Annotated in this window: 17 protein-coding genes; 9 read left to right on the top strand and 8 right to left on the bottom strand. The window is 41.0% G+C overall.

Annotated elements, in window-relative coordinates; genetic code table 11:
- Positions 1-15 precede the first annotated feature (15 nt).
- Positions 16-954, bottom strand: a complete 939-nt coding sequence (locus V5M37_RS23545; RefSeq protein ID WP_423799377.1) for a 1,4-dihydroxy-2-naphthoate polyprenyltransferase — start codon at positions 952-954, stop codon at positions 16-18.
- 344 nt (positions 955-1,298) lie between these two features.
- Here V5M37_RS23545 and V5M37_RS23540 point away from each other — a divergent pair, with 344 nt between their 5' ends.
- The 5 genes from V5M37_RS23540 (at position 1,299) to V5M37_RS23520 (ending at position 7,647) form a co-directional block, all read left to right on the top strand.
- Positions 1,299-2,699 carry an isochorismate synthase gene (locus V5M37_RS23540; RefSeq protein ID WP_423799376.1) on the top strand — a complete coding sequence of 467 codons (1,401 nt, stop codon included), beginning with the start codon at positions 1,299-1,301 and terminating at the stop codon, positions 2,697-2,699.
- Position 2,700: 1 nt separating this feature from the next.
- Positions 2,701-4,452, top strand: a complete 1,752-nt coding sequence (menD, locus tag V5M37_RS23535) for a 2-succinyl-5-enolpyruvyl-6-hydroxy-3-cyclohexene-1-carboxylic-acid synthase (RefSeq protein WP_423799375.1) — start codon at positions 2,701-2,703, stop codon at positions 4,450-4,452.
- On the top strand, positions 4,449-5,285 hold the full coding sequence (gene menH, locus V5M37_RS23530; RefSeq protein WP_423799374.1) for a 2-succinyl-6-hydroxy-2,4-cyclohexadiene-1-carboxylate synthase: 837 nt from the start codon (positions 4,449-4,451) through the stop codon (positions 5,283-5,285). The genes menD and menH overlap by 4 nt, the downstream gene beginning before the upstream one ends.
- Positions 5,275-6,093, top strand: coding sequence for a 1,4-dihydroxy-2-naphthoyl-CoA synthase (gene menB / locus V5M37_RS23525; RefSeq protein WP_213144523.1), 819 nt, complete (start codon positions 5,275-5,277; stop codon positions 6,091-6,093). Before menH ends, menB begins: the two co-directional genes overlap by 11 nt.
- 63 nt (positions 6,094-6,156) lie before the next feature.
- Positions 6,157-7,647, top strand: a complete 1,491-nt coding sequence (locus V5M37_RS23520; RefSeq protein WP_423799373.1) for an o-succinylbenzoate--CoA ligase — start codon at positions 6,157-6,159, stop codon at positions 7,645-7,647.
- A gap of 30 nt (positions 7,648-7,677) precedes the next feature.
- Here the strand turns inward: V5M37_RS23520 and V5M37_RS23515 are convergent, their stop codons facing one another.
- Positions 7,678-7,836: a DUF1540 domain-containing protein gene (locus tag V5M37_RS23515; protein WP_213144525.1), complete on the bottom strand. Its 159-nt coding sequence runs from the start codon at positions 7,834-7,836 to the stop codon at positions 7,678-7,680.
- 122 nt (positions 7,837-7,958) lie between these two features.
- Entirely contained in the window at positions 7,959-8,894 is a 936-nt protein-coding gene (locus V5M37_RS23510; RefSeq protein ID WP_423799372.1) for a metal ABC transporter solute-binding protein, Zn/Mn family, read from the bottom strand.
- A 196-nt stretch (positions 8,895-9,090) separates the two neighbouring features.
- Between V5M37_RS23510 and V5M37_RS23505 the strand changes: the two genes are divergently transcribed.
- Positions 9,091-9,663 (top strand): beta-class carbonic anhydrase, encoded by a 573-nt coding sequence (locus tag V5M37_RS23505; protein ID WP_423799371.1) that lies wholly within the window; start codon positions 9,091-9,093, stop codon positions 9,661-9,663.
- Here the strand turns inward: V5M37_RS23505 and yidD are convergent.
- Positions 9,660-9,899 (bottom strand): membrane protein insertion efficiency factor YidD, encoded by a 240-nt coding sequence (gene yidD / locus V5M37_RS23500; RefSeq protein WP_423799370.1) that lies wholly within the window; start codon positions 9,897-9,899, stop codon positions 9,660-9,662. The two genes, V5M37_RS23505 and yidD, sit on opposite strands and share 4 nt — an antisense overlap.
- A 140-nt stretch (positions 9,900-10,039) precedes the next feature.
- Here yidD and V5M37_RS23495 point away from each other — a divergent pair, with 140 nt between their 5' ends.
- Positions 10,040-10,513: an S-ribosylhomocysteine lyase gene (locus tag V5M37_RS23495; protein WP_423799369.1), complete on the top strand. Its 474-nt coding sequence runs from the start codon at positions 10,040-10,042 to the stop codon at positions 10,511-10,513.
- A 37-nt stretch (positions 10,514-10,550) separates the two neighbouring features.
- On the opposite strand, the gene ytzI is transcribed toward V5M37_RS23495, so the two are convergent.
- Positions 10,551-10,718 carry a YtzI protein gene (gene ytzI / locus V5M37_RS23490; RefSeq protein ID WP_423799368.1) on the bottom strand — a complete coding sequence of 56 codons (168 nt, stop codon included), beginning with the start codon at positions 10,716-10,718 and terminating at the stop codon, positions 10,551-10,553.
- Between the two features lie 107 nt (positions 10,719-10,825).
- Positions 10,826-11,083, bottom strand: a complete 258-nt coding sequence (locus V5M37_RS23485) for a DUF6154 family protein (protein ID WP_213119825.1) — start codon at positions 11,081-11,083, stop codon at positions 10,826-10,828.
- Between the two features lie 221 nt (positions 11,084-11,304).
- On the opposite strand from V5M37_RS23485, the gene V5M37_RS23480 reads away from it, so the two are divergent.
- Both V5M37_RS23480 and ytkD read left to right on the top strand, forming a co-directional pair.
- A complete protein-coding gene (locus V5M37_RS23480; RefSeq protein ID WP_423799367.1) occupies positions 11,305-11,628 on the top strand; it encodes a hydrolase in 324 nt (107 codons plus the stop codon).
- 81 nt (positions 11,629-11,709) lie between these two features.
- Positions 11,710-12,189 carry an RNA deprotection pyrophosphohydrolase gene (gene ytkD, locus V5M37_RS23475; RefSeq protein WP_213144532.1) on the top strand — a complete coding sequence of 160 codons (480 nt, stop codon included), beginning with the start codon at positions 11,710-11,712 and terminating at the stop codon, positions 12,187-12,189.
- Positions 12,190-12,211: 22 nt separating this feature from the next.
- Here ytkD and V5M37_RS23470 read toward each other — a convergent pair whose 3' ends face one another.
- Positions 12,212-13,018: an ABC transporter permease gene (locus V5M37_RS23470; protein ID WP_378584374.1), complete on the bottom strand. Its 807-nt coding sequence runs from the start codon at positions 13,016-13,018 to the stop codon at positions 12,212-12,214.
- On the bottom strand, positions 12,999-13,775 hold the full coding sequence (locus tag V5M37_RS23465) for an ABC transporter ATP-binding protein (RefSeq protein WP_423799366.1): 777 nt from the start codon (positions 13,773-13,775) through the stop codon (positions 12,999-13,001). Before V5M37_RS23465 ends, V5M37_RS23470 begins: the two co-directional genes overlap by 20 nt.
- Positions 13,776-13,792: the final 17 nt, after the last annotated feature.

Below are 13,792 nucleotides of genomic sequence, written 5' to 3'. Positions count from 1 at the left end.
CTTTTTAAATATTATTTAAGAAAAAAAGTAACCGGCGAAAATCCCAATAGCCAGTAAGAAGCCGAAGATGGTGTTCGTTTGGGCCGTAGCTTTCATCGCTGGTGCCATTTGAATTGGCACTGTTCCCTTAATAAAGCCTTTAACTGATTTAATCGGTTTCGGTGTGCTTATTAATACGAGCGCCGTCCAAATTGGGGCAATATCCGCAATTATCAGCCCCAAAATCCAGACATACGAAAAAGCAAACATCCCGGCCAATAGGAAGATGGCCTTTTCTTTGCCTAGAAGAATGGCCAATGTTTTCCGGCCAAATTCTTTGTCGCCGTCAAGGTCGCGGATGTTATTGGACAAAAGAATTCCGCCGACCAAAATAAAACTTGGCACTGATACAAGAATACTTGTGCTGTCCACTGTCCCTGTTTGGATAAAGAATGAGATTAAAATAATCATCATCCCCATAAAGAAACCGGCAAACAATTCTCCGAAAGGTGTGTAGGCGATTGGCAGCGGCCCGCCTGTATATAAATATCCAATCAACATACAAATCAAGCCCACTAAAGCTAACCACCAACTGCTGTTTGCACATATATAAACTCCCAATAATAAAGCAATTCCATAGAGTCCTAATGCCAGCTGCATCACAGTCTTTGGCTTAATTCCGTCGCGGACAATACTTCCGCCAATCCCGACAGAGTCCTCTGTATCGAGTCCTCGTTTAAAATCATAATATTCATTAAACATATTTGTAGCGGCTTGGATTAACAGGCTTGCAATCAGCATGGCGAAGAAAAGACCGAAATGAATTTTCCCATGCCGAAGTGCCAGTGCAGTGCCTAGCAATACAGGAACAAACGCTGCTGTTAAAGTATGGGGGCGGGTCATCTGCCACCAAACCTGGAAGCCGCGGTTTGAGTCAACAACAGGTTTAGAACCTTCCCGTAAATTTGGCTGCATATTTTTTTCTCCTCCCTTTTAAATGCATCTATCTGTACAAAACGAATTTTAAAGAATGGTTATTACCCAAACCTAAGTGTAGGAAATATCAAGTGGAGTGTCAATTAAATTTTACTTTCAAAACTAGAAGATAATCCCTTCTCGAGTAATATCCATATTTAGTGGAAAAATGAGTGTATCGAAGCCTTTTGCAACCGATTTTCAGAAATTTGACATATAATAAGGAAATGAAGCAGGAGAAGTAGTGACAACCATTATTGACTTCTTTACAATGGGAGTAGTATCTTTAAAAAGGCTTAAAATGAATGGAGACAGCCCTATTTGGCTGTTTTGGAGGGATTTGCTTGATTACCATTCAGGAAATCGAAACGAAGGAAAGAAGTCTTTTGGCGATGAAGCGCGCAAAAGAACTTGGCCGTCCCATTTTAATGAGTGAAGTTGAAAAAATGAATCATATCGACCCCCTTTTATTCTTTTCTAGTGGGAATGATCACTATTCAGGCGAACGGTTTTTTTGGAAGGATCCAAAGGACGAATTTATTTTCGCGGGACTGGGAATTTCTAAGCAATTTCAAATAGATCAGTCAGATGACCGGTTTGGCCTTATTGAAAGAAAATGGAAGGAATTTTTAAAGGACAGCCTTATTTCTAATCCATTTTCCGAAATTGGAATAGGCCCGCTGATATTTGGAGGATTTTCTTTTGATCCATCCAAAGAGAAGACAGTGCTTTGGTCTAAATTTGATGATTCTTTATTTTATCTGCCAAAATATCTTTTGAGTGTTATTAAGGGACAAATCTTTTTGACAACTAATTTTATCTTTACACCGAACGATGATGAATTGTTATATAAACATATAATCGATGAACGGAATAAACTTTTTCAGTCTCTTCAGAAACACCACCACACAGCTCTGCCTGCCCTTCTGGAAACAAAGGAAATTTCACCTGAGAAGTGGAAAAATACAGTTGATGCAATGGTAAAGGAATTAAACAGAGGCCCGCTTAAAAAAGTAGTTCTTGCTAGGGAACTTCGGTTAAATTTTAATGACATTGTTGCTTCAGAGGCAGTCCTGCAACATTTAAATGAACAACAGCATGAAAGCTTTATCTTTGCTCTTGAATCGAATGGCGATTGTTTTCTTGGAGCATCTCCAGAGAGACTGGTGAAAAAGAATGGCACCGAACTTTTCTCTACCTGCCTTGCTGGTTCCAGCTCACGGGGACATAACCCGGAGGAGGATCGATTACTGGGAGAAAAATTGCTTTCTGACCAGAAAAACTTGCTTGAGCATCAATATGTTGTGGAAATGATAAAAGAAGCACTAGAGGAATCATGTGAAGAAATCATCCTTCCTGATAAACCTCAGCTAATGAAAATCAGGGACATACAGCATTTGTATACGCCAGTCATCGGAAAATGCAGTGGTGACAGTTCACTATTGCATTTGGTCGAAAGATTGCATCCAACCCCTGCTCTTGGCGGACTTCCGAAGAAAGAAGCGGTTGAAAAAATCCGTCAAGTTGAGGAGCTTGACCGCGGCTTTTATGCTGCACCTGTAGGTTGGCTGGATTATGAAGGAAATGGGGAATTTGCAGTAGCCATTCGCTCGGGTCTCTTACAAGGCAAGGAAGCATCGTTATTTGCCGGATGCGGCGTTGTAGCTGATTCTGATTCCGAAAGTGAATATTTAGAGACAAGCTTGAAGTTTAGGCCAATGCTTCGGGCACTTGGGGGAAAATAGTATGAATCATCAAGAATCGTTAACTGCTTATATCGCGGCATTTGTTGGGGAGCTGGTTCTTTCCGGGATTACCGATGTGGTGGTCAGTCCCGGGTCAAGATCCACCCCAATGGCATTGGTTATGGCAGAACATCCGGATTTAAACGTCCATATCCATGTGGATGAGCGCTCTGCCGCCTTTTTTGCATTGGGAATTGCCAAGGCGACAAATCGAACCGTTGCTATTCTTTGCACATCAGGTACCGCTGCAGCCAATTACTTTCCGGCTATTGTCGAAGCGCGTTATTCGCGAGTCCCATTGCTGGTTTTGACAGCAGACCGGCCTCATGAGTTGCGAGAGGTAGGGGCACCGCAGGCGATTGACCAAATTCATTTGTACGGGAAACACGTCAAGTGGTTTGCAGAAATGGCACTGCCTGAGAAAAATGATGAGATGATCCGCTACGCGCGGACAGTCTGCTCCCGTGCTGCCGCATATGCAGCCAGCGCTCCAGCTGGTCCGGTTCATTTGAACTTTCCTTTTAGAGAACCACTTATTCCTAAAATGGATGAGGAACTCTTTGCAGTGAGTGAGCGACAGGAAGGATATGTGCAGGTACATAATGGTGAACTAAACATAAACGAAATGGAGTATCAAGAAATCGCCGGGCGGTTGGCTGGCAAAGCGAAGGGGATCATTGTTTGCGGAAATGTTGCCGATGAACGTTTCGCAATTGCTGTAACAAAGCTCGCTAATCAATTAAAGTATCCAATCTTAGCAGACCCACTATCACAACTTAGAAGTGGGCAGCATGCAAATGATCAAATTATTGATACTTACGACACATTCTTACGAAATGAAGATGCGAAATCTTACCTTAAACCGGAAGTGATTATCCGCATTGGTTCGATGCCGGTGTCTAAAGCGTTAACCATTTTTATCAAAGGAAATCCGAATGCAGATCAATTTGTGGTCGATGGCGGAGGCGGCTGGCGAGATCCTGCTATCTTGTCGACCGATATGATTTTTTGTAATGAAGCAATTTTTTGTGAAAAACTTTCAGCGTATTCCAAACCTCGGGTGGAGACGGGATATTTAGACGCTTGGAAAAAAGTAAATGACCTTACAAAAGAAAATATGTCTCCAATCCGGGATATTCCAGAATTAAGTGAAGGAAAGCTTTTTTATCAGCTTGCTGAGATGCTGCCGGATGGTGCCGCATTATTTGTTGGAAACAGTATGCCAATTCGTGATTTGGACAGCTTTTTCTTAACAAATGGCAAGTCAATTAAGATTATGGCTAACAGGGGTGCGAACGGCATAGACGGGACCGTATCCACAGCCTTGGGTGCGGCGATGTACTCAAAGCCGTTATATTTGATCCTTGGAGACTTAACCTTTTTCCATGATTTAAATGGACTTTGGGCAGCTATGAAGCATCAAATTAATATAAACATTATCCTTATAAACAATAATGGCGGCGGGATTTTCTCCTTCCTTCCGCAATCGGAACATCCGAAGCATTTCGAGCTTCTTTTCGGTACACCATTAAACATTGAATTTGAACATGCCGTCAAAATGTTTAACGGACAATTTACGAAAATTAAGGATTGGGATCATTTCCAAATCGAAATGGAAAAATCAAGAGATGCAGCAGGCATAAATGTCTTTGAAATTGTCACAAACAGAGACAAAAATCGAGACGAGCACCGCGAATTTTGGCATGTGGTTTCCCAGGAAATATCAAATTTTGTCAAAGGGGAGCAAAAATGAGGATAGTTACCGGCGGAATCCGCTATCATGTCGAGATATGCGGGAAGGGATTCCCCCTCGTTATGCTTCATGGATTTACGGGAGATTCATCAACGTGGACTACTTTTTGCGAACGACTGGGAAAACACTCGCGGTTGATTATTCCTGATATCATCGGGCATGGGAAAACAGAATCTCCTGAGGCTGCGGGCCGATACCGGATGGAGGAGGCAGCTAAAGATTTAATTTCCATTCTTGATGAACTCCAGATTGAGCAAATTGATTTATTAGGTTATTCAATGGGGGGCAGGCTTGCCCTTTCATTTGCCTGTCTATATCCCGAAAGGGTTCGAAAACTGATTTTGGAAAGCGCTTCGCCTGGTCTTGAATCAGAGGACGAAAGAAAACAGCGCCGTATGAAAGATACCGAATTAGCTCAATTTATTAAGGATAAAGAAATAAAGGAGTTTGTTGAATACTGGGAGAATATCCCCTTATTTTCAACCATGAAGAGGCTGCCGGAGAAAGTACAAGGAAAAGTAAGGGAACAGCGTTTAAACAATTCTCCTATTGGTCTTGCCAATAGCTTGCTAGGTATGGGGACGGGTTCTCAGCCCTCTTGGTGGGGGCAATTAAATAAGCTATCCTGTGAAGTTTTGCTGCTCACCGGTGAGGAAGATTTGAAGTTCTGCAGGATTGCTGAAAAAATGCACAAGGAGCTGAAAAATAGTTCTTTGGTAACGATTGCACAATGCGGTCATGCAATTCATGTGGAAGAACCCGAAAAGTTTGGTACAATAGTAAGTGACTTTTTGTCAATTACAAACAAAGGAGGAATTTATAGTGGCAGTTGAATGGATTCCAGTTCGTAAATACGATGAAATTATTTATGAAACCTATAACGGAATAGCCAAAATCACGATTAACCGTCCCCATGTACATAATGCTTTCACACCAAAAACAGTGATGGAATTAATCGATGCTTTTGCCTATGCCCGTGATGATTCCGAAGTTGGCGTTATTGTTTTAACAGGTGCAGGAGACAAGGCATTCTGTTCCGGCGGCGACCAAAGCGTCCGCGGACATGGCGGCTATGTTGGTGAGGACCAAATTCCGCGCCTAAACGTACTTGATTTGCAGCGTCTGATTCGTGTTATTCCAAAACCGGTTGTGGCAATGGTTAAAGGCTATGCAATCGGCGGAGGTCATGTTCTGCATGTAGTCTGTGATTTAACGATTGCAGCTGACAATGCTGTTTTTGGACAAACAGGTCCTAAGGTAGGCAGTTTTGATGCCGGCTACGGTTCAGGTTATCTTGCCCGTATTATTGGTCATAAAAAGGCACGTGAAATCTGGTATTTATGCCGCCAATACAATGCTCAAGAGGCGCTCGATATGGGCTTAGTCAATACCGTTGTTCCGCTTGAACAGGTAGAAGAAGAAACAATCAAATGGTGCGAGGAGATGCTTGAAAAGAGCCCAACCGCACTTCGTTTCATCAAAGCTGCCATGAATGCAGATACCGATGGATTGGCTGGACTTCAGCAATTTGCTGGTGACGCAACGCTGTTGTATTATACAACCGACGAAGCGAAAGAAGGACGCGATGCCTTTAAGGAAAAGCGCAAGCCAGACTTCGGCCAATTCCCTCGTTTCCCTTGATGAAAAAACGTTACAACAGCTTGATGGTCTCCATCAGGCTGTTTTTTATAAAGGATGATAAATATGAATAACGAAACAATGCCAAATTTTTTGATGAAAAGAGCCTTTCTAACACCGGATCGGACTGCAGTTTATTTTCAGGATAAAGCTTTAACATTTAAAGAGCTTTATAATGATTCACTTTATGTAGCAGGGCAACTTCAAGGGCATGGCGTTCGAAAGGATGATTTTGTAGGTGTTCTGTTGAAAAATCATCTAGATACTATCATTATATTTTTTGCTCTTCAACTTTTGGGAGTCAGATCAGTCATTTTAAATAATCGCTTAACACCATCGGAGCTTGTTTGGCAACTAGAGGACTCAACATCCTCTTTATTGATACTAGAGGATTCATTTACTGATATTAAAATGGTCATTAATCAACAGCTTGCATCTCTTGCCACAATTACAAAGAGTGATCTGTTTGCAAAAAAAGAAAATGAATACGCTGATATTCAAGAAGAAATCAACCTATCAGATATATGTACGATCATGTATACCTCAGGAACTACCGGTCATCCAAAGGGTGTCTTGCAAACCTATGGCAACCACTGGTGGAGCGCAACTGGCTCGGCGTTAAATTTAGGCTTCGTAGAAAGTGACTGCTGGCTTTGTTCAGTGCCGCTGTTCCATATCAGCGGATTCTCTATTTTAATGCGGAGCGTCATTTATGGAATGCCGATTGTCCTTCATGAAAAATTTGACGTGCAGAAGACGATTGAAGATATTAGTGATAAAAAGGTTACGATTATGTCAGTTGTGGGTACGATGCTTACAAGTATTGTTGATGCTTTGACAGTTCGCGGACTGCCGGAACATTTTCGCTGTTTTCTGTTAGGCGGCGGCCCAGCCCCGCTGCCATTGCTAGAGGCGTGTGTTAAAAAGAATTTGCCTGTGTTCCAAAGTTATGGAATGACGGAAACTTCATCGCAAATTGTTACCCTTTCTCCGGAATATAGCCTAAGCAAGCTTGGTTCGGCAGGAAAACCGTTATTTCCATCCCAGCTTAGAATTGAAATGGATGACCACACGGCGGCACCGTCCCAACATGCAGGAGAAATTGTAGTGAAGGGACCAAATGTAACCACAGGATACTTGAACAGGCCGGATGCAACCAAAGAGAAGATCCGTGAAGGATGGCTTCATACAGGTGATATCGGGTACGTTGATGAAGAAGGTTTTTTATATGTATTGGACCGGCGCTCCGATTTAATTATTTCAGGCGGTGAGAATATTTATCCTGCAGAAATTGAATCCGTTTTGCTCTCACACCCGGATGTAGCAGATGTCGGGGTTATTGGAGTGGATGATGTTAAATGGGGACAAGTGCCGATTGCTTTTATAGTGCAAAGGGAAAGTGCGGCATTGCCACAGAAGGAACTCCAACAATTTTGTCAAACACGGCTTGCCAAATATAAAGTGCCGAAACAATTCTATTTCACAGAACAGCTGCCGAGAAATGCAGCAAAGAAACTTCTAAGAAGAAATCTACGTGAAATGATAAACGAAAAATAAAGAACCAGCCATCGACTGGTTCTTTATCTTTTATAGTTCGCTCGCTTCAAATGTTTGACAATCAGTTTCTTTGCTTGTATCAGCCTTTTTCCCAGTGTGGCTGACAACGTAAATTTGGTCTGCACTGCACTTGTTTCCCTTTGCCCAAAATGTACAGTTATTGACCTCGCATAAAACATCCTGTGCCATGTGTATCACTCCTTGACGTATTTGGTAATACAGGTATAGCATTTGATGATTGTGTGATATGCATGTCAGTAAGTAATTGGGTGAAAACGTAAATTATTGGCCGGAAATCCAAATTGTTTCAATTAATTATTTAATGCTGTTTCCAATGTTTTTAAGTTTTTATCCATTAATGAAAAATAGGTTTCCTTATTTTTGATGTCGTCCTTTGTCAAAATCGCCAAGTTATGAATTGGCAGCGCACGTGCGCCAATTTCTTTTTGCACGACCTTGCCGAGCTTGGATTTGACATTTTGTTCAAACAGCATATAGTGAAGGCCTTCATGGTCAGCCATGGAAATGATTTTCTCTAATTCTTTTTGGCTTGGTTCGTTGGTTGTGGATAGTCCAGAAATGCTGATTTGTTCTATTCCATAGCGAGTTTCCCAATAGCTGAAGGCCGCATGGGTGACAATGATTTTTTTATGCTTTGCCTGCGAAAGCGTATTGGCGAAATTTGTGTCTAACTCGTCAAGCTCGTCAGCAAGCTTTTGGTAGTTTTCATCAAAGTAAGCCTTTCTCTGTGGGAGTTTTTTCGCTAATTGGTCGCGGATTACTGCTGCCATTTCCTTTGAATAAACAGGGTCAAGCCAAACATGAGGATTAACCCCAGCATGATCTTCATGATCTTCCTCTTCAGATGAATGGTGGTCTTTTGGCAGTTTCAGCCCTTCCGCAGCAGGTACTAAGGTAACATTTTCATCTTTTAAGGTACCTTTGGCTTTTTCCACAAATCCCTCAAGACCAAGGCCGATATAGAAAAATAAGTCTGAATCAGCCAAATTCATCATATCCTTTTGCGAAGGCTCAAAGGTATGTTCATCAGCGCCTGGCGGGTAGATTGTAGCCACCTTTACATATTTTCCGCCAATCCGTTCCGTAAAATATTGCAGTGGAAAAACGGTCGTATATATCGTCAATAGATTTTTCTTTTTTGGAGTTTTTTCGGTATTATTTCCACATGCTGATAAAAACAAGCTTAACGGCAGTAGAAAAGAAACAAAAAGAATTAGTTTTTTCATAAAAGCTCCTTTTTAAATCGTATTTATTCCGATTTAACAACTAAAAAATTTTAAATATTATGAAACTAATACGTAACAATTCCGATTTACTTATGTATCTTACAAAAAATTTGCCGTTTCTGCAAGTGAAAAAATTGTATATTCGAATGAATTTTATGTATCCTTAAAAAAGAGATACCTAAAGGGGAGTGAATAAATGGATAGTTCATCATTATTAAATGATATTCTTGACTTCAATAAAAAATTTGTGGAAGAGCGCGAGTATGAAAAGTATGAGACAACTAAATATCCGAATAAAAAAGCGGTAATCCTGACTTGTATGGACACAAGACTGCTGGAGCTTTTGCCAAAGGCCTTGAATTTAGGGAATGGGGACGTAAAACTGATTAAAAATGCCGGGGCGATTGTGTCTCATCCGTTTGGAAGTATTATGCGGAGCATTTTAATTGCCCTTTATCAGCTTCAGGCAAAAGAGGTTTTTGTGATTGCACATCATGATTGCGGGATGAGTGGATTGAAAGCAGAACCAGTCGTGGCAGAGATGAAGGAACGGGGTGTCAGTCAGGAAACACTTGATACACTAGCCTATTCCGGAGTTGATTTTAATCAATGGCTGCATGGCTTTGATAGTGTAACTGAGAGTGTAAAGCATAGTGTCGAGATGATTAAAAAGCATCCGCTTATGCCGGGGGGTGTGCCTGTTCACGGACTCGTTATTGATCCTAGGACGGGAAAGCTCGACTTAGTGGTTAACGGTAATCAGGATTAATGTTTTTTGTGGGCCTGCCATTTTTCAGGAACAGGATCGACTCCTCCTGGGTGAAAGGGATGGCATTTCAAAATCCTTTTAATAGCCAAATATCCGCCTTTAATAGCCCCGAAACGCTGAACAGCCTCAAGACCATAATGAGAACAGGTTGGATAAAATCGGCAGGAAGGCGGTTTTAAAGGCGAGATAGCTATTTGATAAAACCGGATAAGAGCGATGAATAATTTCTTTAACATATAGAGCTGCTCCTTTAATATTATTTCCTTCAAGATATCACAAATCCAATAAAACGTCTAAATTGGTAATTAATACGTTGCAGAAAAAACACGGAATTTATAGTATGATAGAGAATAGATTTATAGAGGAGATGATTAGGATGCCTTCAGTAGAGAGCTTTGATTTAGATCATAATGCCGTGAAAGCTCCTTATGTCAGACACTGTGGTGTCCATAAGGTAGGTTCTGACGGTGTTGTTAATAAATATGATATCCGCTTCTGCCAGCCAAATAAAGAGGCGATGAAGCCGGATGCTATTCATAGTCTTGAGCACATGCTTGCCTACACTATCCGCAAGCATGCAGAGAAGTATGACCACTTTGATATAATTGATATTTCTCCAATGGGCTGCCAAACGGGTTTTTATCTAGTCGTTAGCGGAGAGCCGACAGTGGAGGAAGTCATTGACCTTCTTGAGGATACCATGAAGGATGCTTTGGGACTTACCGAGGTTCCTGCGGGAAATGAAAGGCAGTGCGGCCAGGCAAATTTGCATACTTTAGAAGGGGCAAAGCGCCTAATGCGCTATTGGCTTGAGCAGGACAAGGAAGAGCTAAAGCAGATATTTGCATAAAAGAAAAAATTCCTATTCAACATGAATAGGAATTTTTTTATGCGTTCTTTGGCTCATCATCTTTTTCATTTGCATCGTTTAAATGTGGATTGTTTTCCAACGGGTCAACCGTATGCTTGTAGGTGTATGCTTTTGATGTTGTAATGACTGCTAAGAAAAGAACGACAAAAACAATAATGATTGATACGATCATCACAATAGACAAAGATTTCTCCCCCTTTTTCCCCTCTATTGTAACATGTTTTTTATTTTTTAGTTGTAAATAAAAAGGAAACTGATGAATTCAGCTTCCTTTTTGCCATTATGTAGAAATCAATGAATATTTCGAGGATAGTAAGTATGAGTCCGCTGTCCGCCGTATTGTTCCTGAGCAAACTTCCCCTTTAAGCTTTCAATGAGGTAAAGGCCCATCAAATCGTATAGTTCCTGCTTATCCATGTCATGTATTAAAGCAATCAAGTCCTCGTGTGACATTTCTTCTAAAAAAGCAAAGGCAAGCATATCAATGTCCTCTTCATCGCCGGTCAGTTTGTTCCGGTACATTTCATACAATTCATCGACAAGTTTCATTTCCAGCACCTCCTATGTGCATTCAAAAATTTTCTTCTTACTTAATCCATTCCCATTCAAAGCTAAAACAATCCATATTTCCAATTGTTTAAATTAACAGAAAACTCTGTCATTTTTTATTAGGATTATTATAACGTATTCATTTATAAAAAATAAATCGAATTTTGTAATCGAATAAATTTTTTATTTTTGTGGATTACTAAAGATTAAAAGGGGATGAAATGATGAGTGAACAAAAGAAAACCTATTATATAGATATTGGAACAGGTGAGATTTCACAAAGTGCGACTTCGTCAACTTGGAGCTATCAAATTCAAGCGAATGATGAAGAAATTACTCAGCTGCGTGAGTTATTCGATCAAAATTATTCGACAGAGTGGAAAAACTTTTTTCGAGCACATACACCATATGTTCAATATCATTATGACCGTGAGAATGATGATTATGACAACACCATGCAGCAAATTTACGGAATGATTCATAAGCTTGGTGACGAGGAAGCAAAAAAGCATATTGAAAGCATGAACATCTTACCCAACTCATAAACAACGAAAGGAAAATCCCTGCCTTTAGGATTTTCCTTTTTTCATTTATACTTAAATCAAAACATAAAGCGGGGAAGAGGTATGATTCAGTTTTTGGATGATCATGGAAATACCGTGGAAATGGCCTTTAAGAAAGATGCCTTTCCAGATGAAGTAAAACATGTTCTTGTCATAAGTCAGTTTGGTGATGAGTGGATTTTAACGAACCATAAAAAAAGAGGACTCGAATTTCCAGGCGGCAAAAGGGAACCGGGCGAAACTTTGGAGGAAGCAGCTAAACGTGAAGCATATGAAGAAGCCGGAATATTTTTTTCAGATCTAATGTATCTGGCTGAGTATAAGGTGTATGAGGAAAATGGTTCATTTGTTAAAGCTGTTTTCTGGGGGAAAGTCAAAAGGATGGAGGAGACTGGCAGCTATCACGAGACATACGGACCTGTCAGGATCATAGGAGACCTCCTTAAGAAGCGGTATGGTAAGGAATATAGCTTTATCATGAAGGATCGAGTTGTAGAGGAATGCCTGAAATTCATTGAGGCATATAAAAACGAAAAAGAATAGAAGAATGCCCTGATGCAATCCCCTATTCTTTGATAAGTTTTTTTTCAAGAAAATCAACAAGCTGATACATAATCGTGGCGAACACGGCAATAACCAATAGCGATAAAAATACAAGGGTAAAATTAAAGACCTGGAAACCGTAAATAATCATATAGCCAAGCCCTTTAGAGGAAACGAGGAATTCCCCTACAATGACGCCAACCCATGAAAGTCCGACATTGACCTTTAAGGTAGAAATGATAGTTGGAAAGCAGGCGGGAATAATGGCTTCCTTAAAGCATTGAAATCTGGTCGCTCCAAAGGTCTGCAGCACCTTTAAATAATTGGGATCTACTTCTTTAAAGGCTGTGTATACTACGATGGTTGTGATAATGACAGAAATAATTGCACCCATCGCGATGATGGACGGGTACCCCGGGCTCAAAGCAACAATCAGAACGGGCCCAAGCGCCACTTTTGGCATCGCATTTAGGATAACTAGATAGGGGTCAAGGATTTTGGAAACCATCGGTGACCACCACAGGATTGCGGCCAGCAGCACACCTAGAAAGGTTCCCAAGATAAAACCAAATACCGTTTCAGTTAAGGTCACACCCAAATTCGTTAACAGTGAACCATCCTGTAATTTATTAATAAACAGAATCCAAATTTTCGATGGAGAGCTGAAAATGAGCGGGTCAATCCACTGTTTTGCGCTAAAAAGCTCCCAGCTTGAGAAAAAGACCAGGAAAATGATGGCTTGGTAAAACCGTATCCACCTTTTTTCAACCTTTAATGAGCGAATATAATTTTTATGGAGGAGTTCCACCTTATCCGTTTCCTTGTTCAAGAGACTCCAACTCCTTCCATATCGTTTGAAATAAACCTGGATATGCTTCATGATTTCTGGCATTAAATGGGGATAATATTTTCAGTTCCTCAGGCATTTCAAACGTTTTGTGAATTCTTCCGGGGCGGGATGACAGTAAGTAAACACGGTCGCTCATGGCAATGGCTTCCCCGATATCATGTGTGACCAAAATAGCTGTCTTTCCAAACTCATCCAATGTTTGCGAAACAAGATCCTCAAGCTTAAGCTTCGTTTGATAATCGAGTGCGGAAAAAGGCTCATCAAGCATCAAAAGCTTTGGCTCAGTTGCCAGCGTCCTTACAAGGGCAACTCGCTGCCTCATGCCGCCGGACAGTTGTTTTGGCAGTTGCTTTTCAACATCGCCCAAGCCCATCTGCTGGAGCAGGCTTAAGGCGGCTGACTTGTTTTTTTCAGTCAGCTGTTTTGATAATTTAAGGCCTAAAAGGATATTTTCTTCGATTGTTTTCCACGGAAATAGATAGTCCTGTTGAAGCATGTAGCCAATATCGTTATTTGCGGTGGATACCGGCTTATTTTCCAGCAAAACAGTCCCCTGAGTTGGTTTAATCAAGCTTGAAATAATGGAGAGCAAAGTCGTCTTTCCACAGCCGCTAGGGCCGAGGATGGAGACAAATTCTCCCTCCTCAACCGTAAGCGAAATATCGGAGAGGGCCGTGGTTCTAGAGTCTTTGGTAAAATACGTGTGTTGCATATTTTGAACCTTTAAGAAGCTCATGTGCCGGCCACCCTTTC

Source organism: Neobacillus sp. SAB-20_R2A, assembly GCF_049568635.1.
GTDB classification, from domain to species: Bacteria; Bacillota; Bacilli; order Bacillales; family Cytobacillaceae; genus Neobacillus; species Neobacillus citreus.
This window is presented reverse-complemented; position numbering and strand designations above follow the sequence as displayed.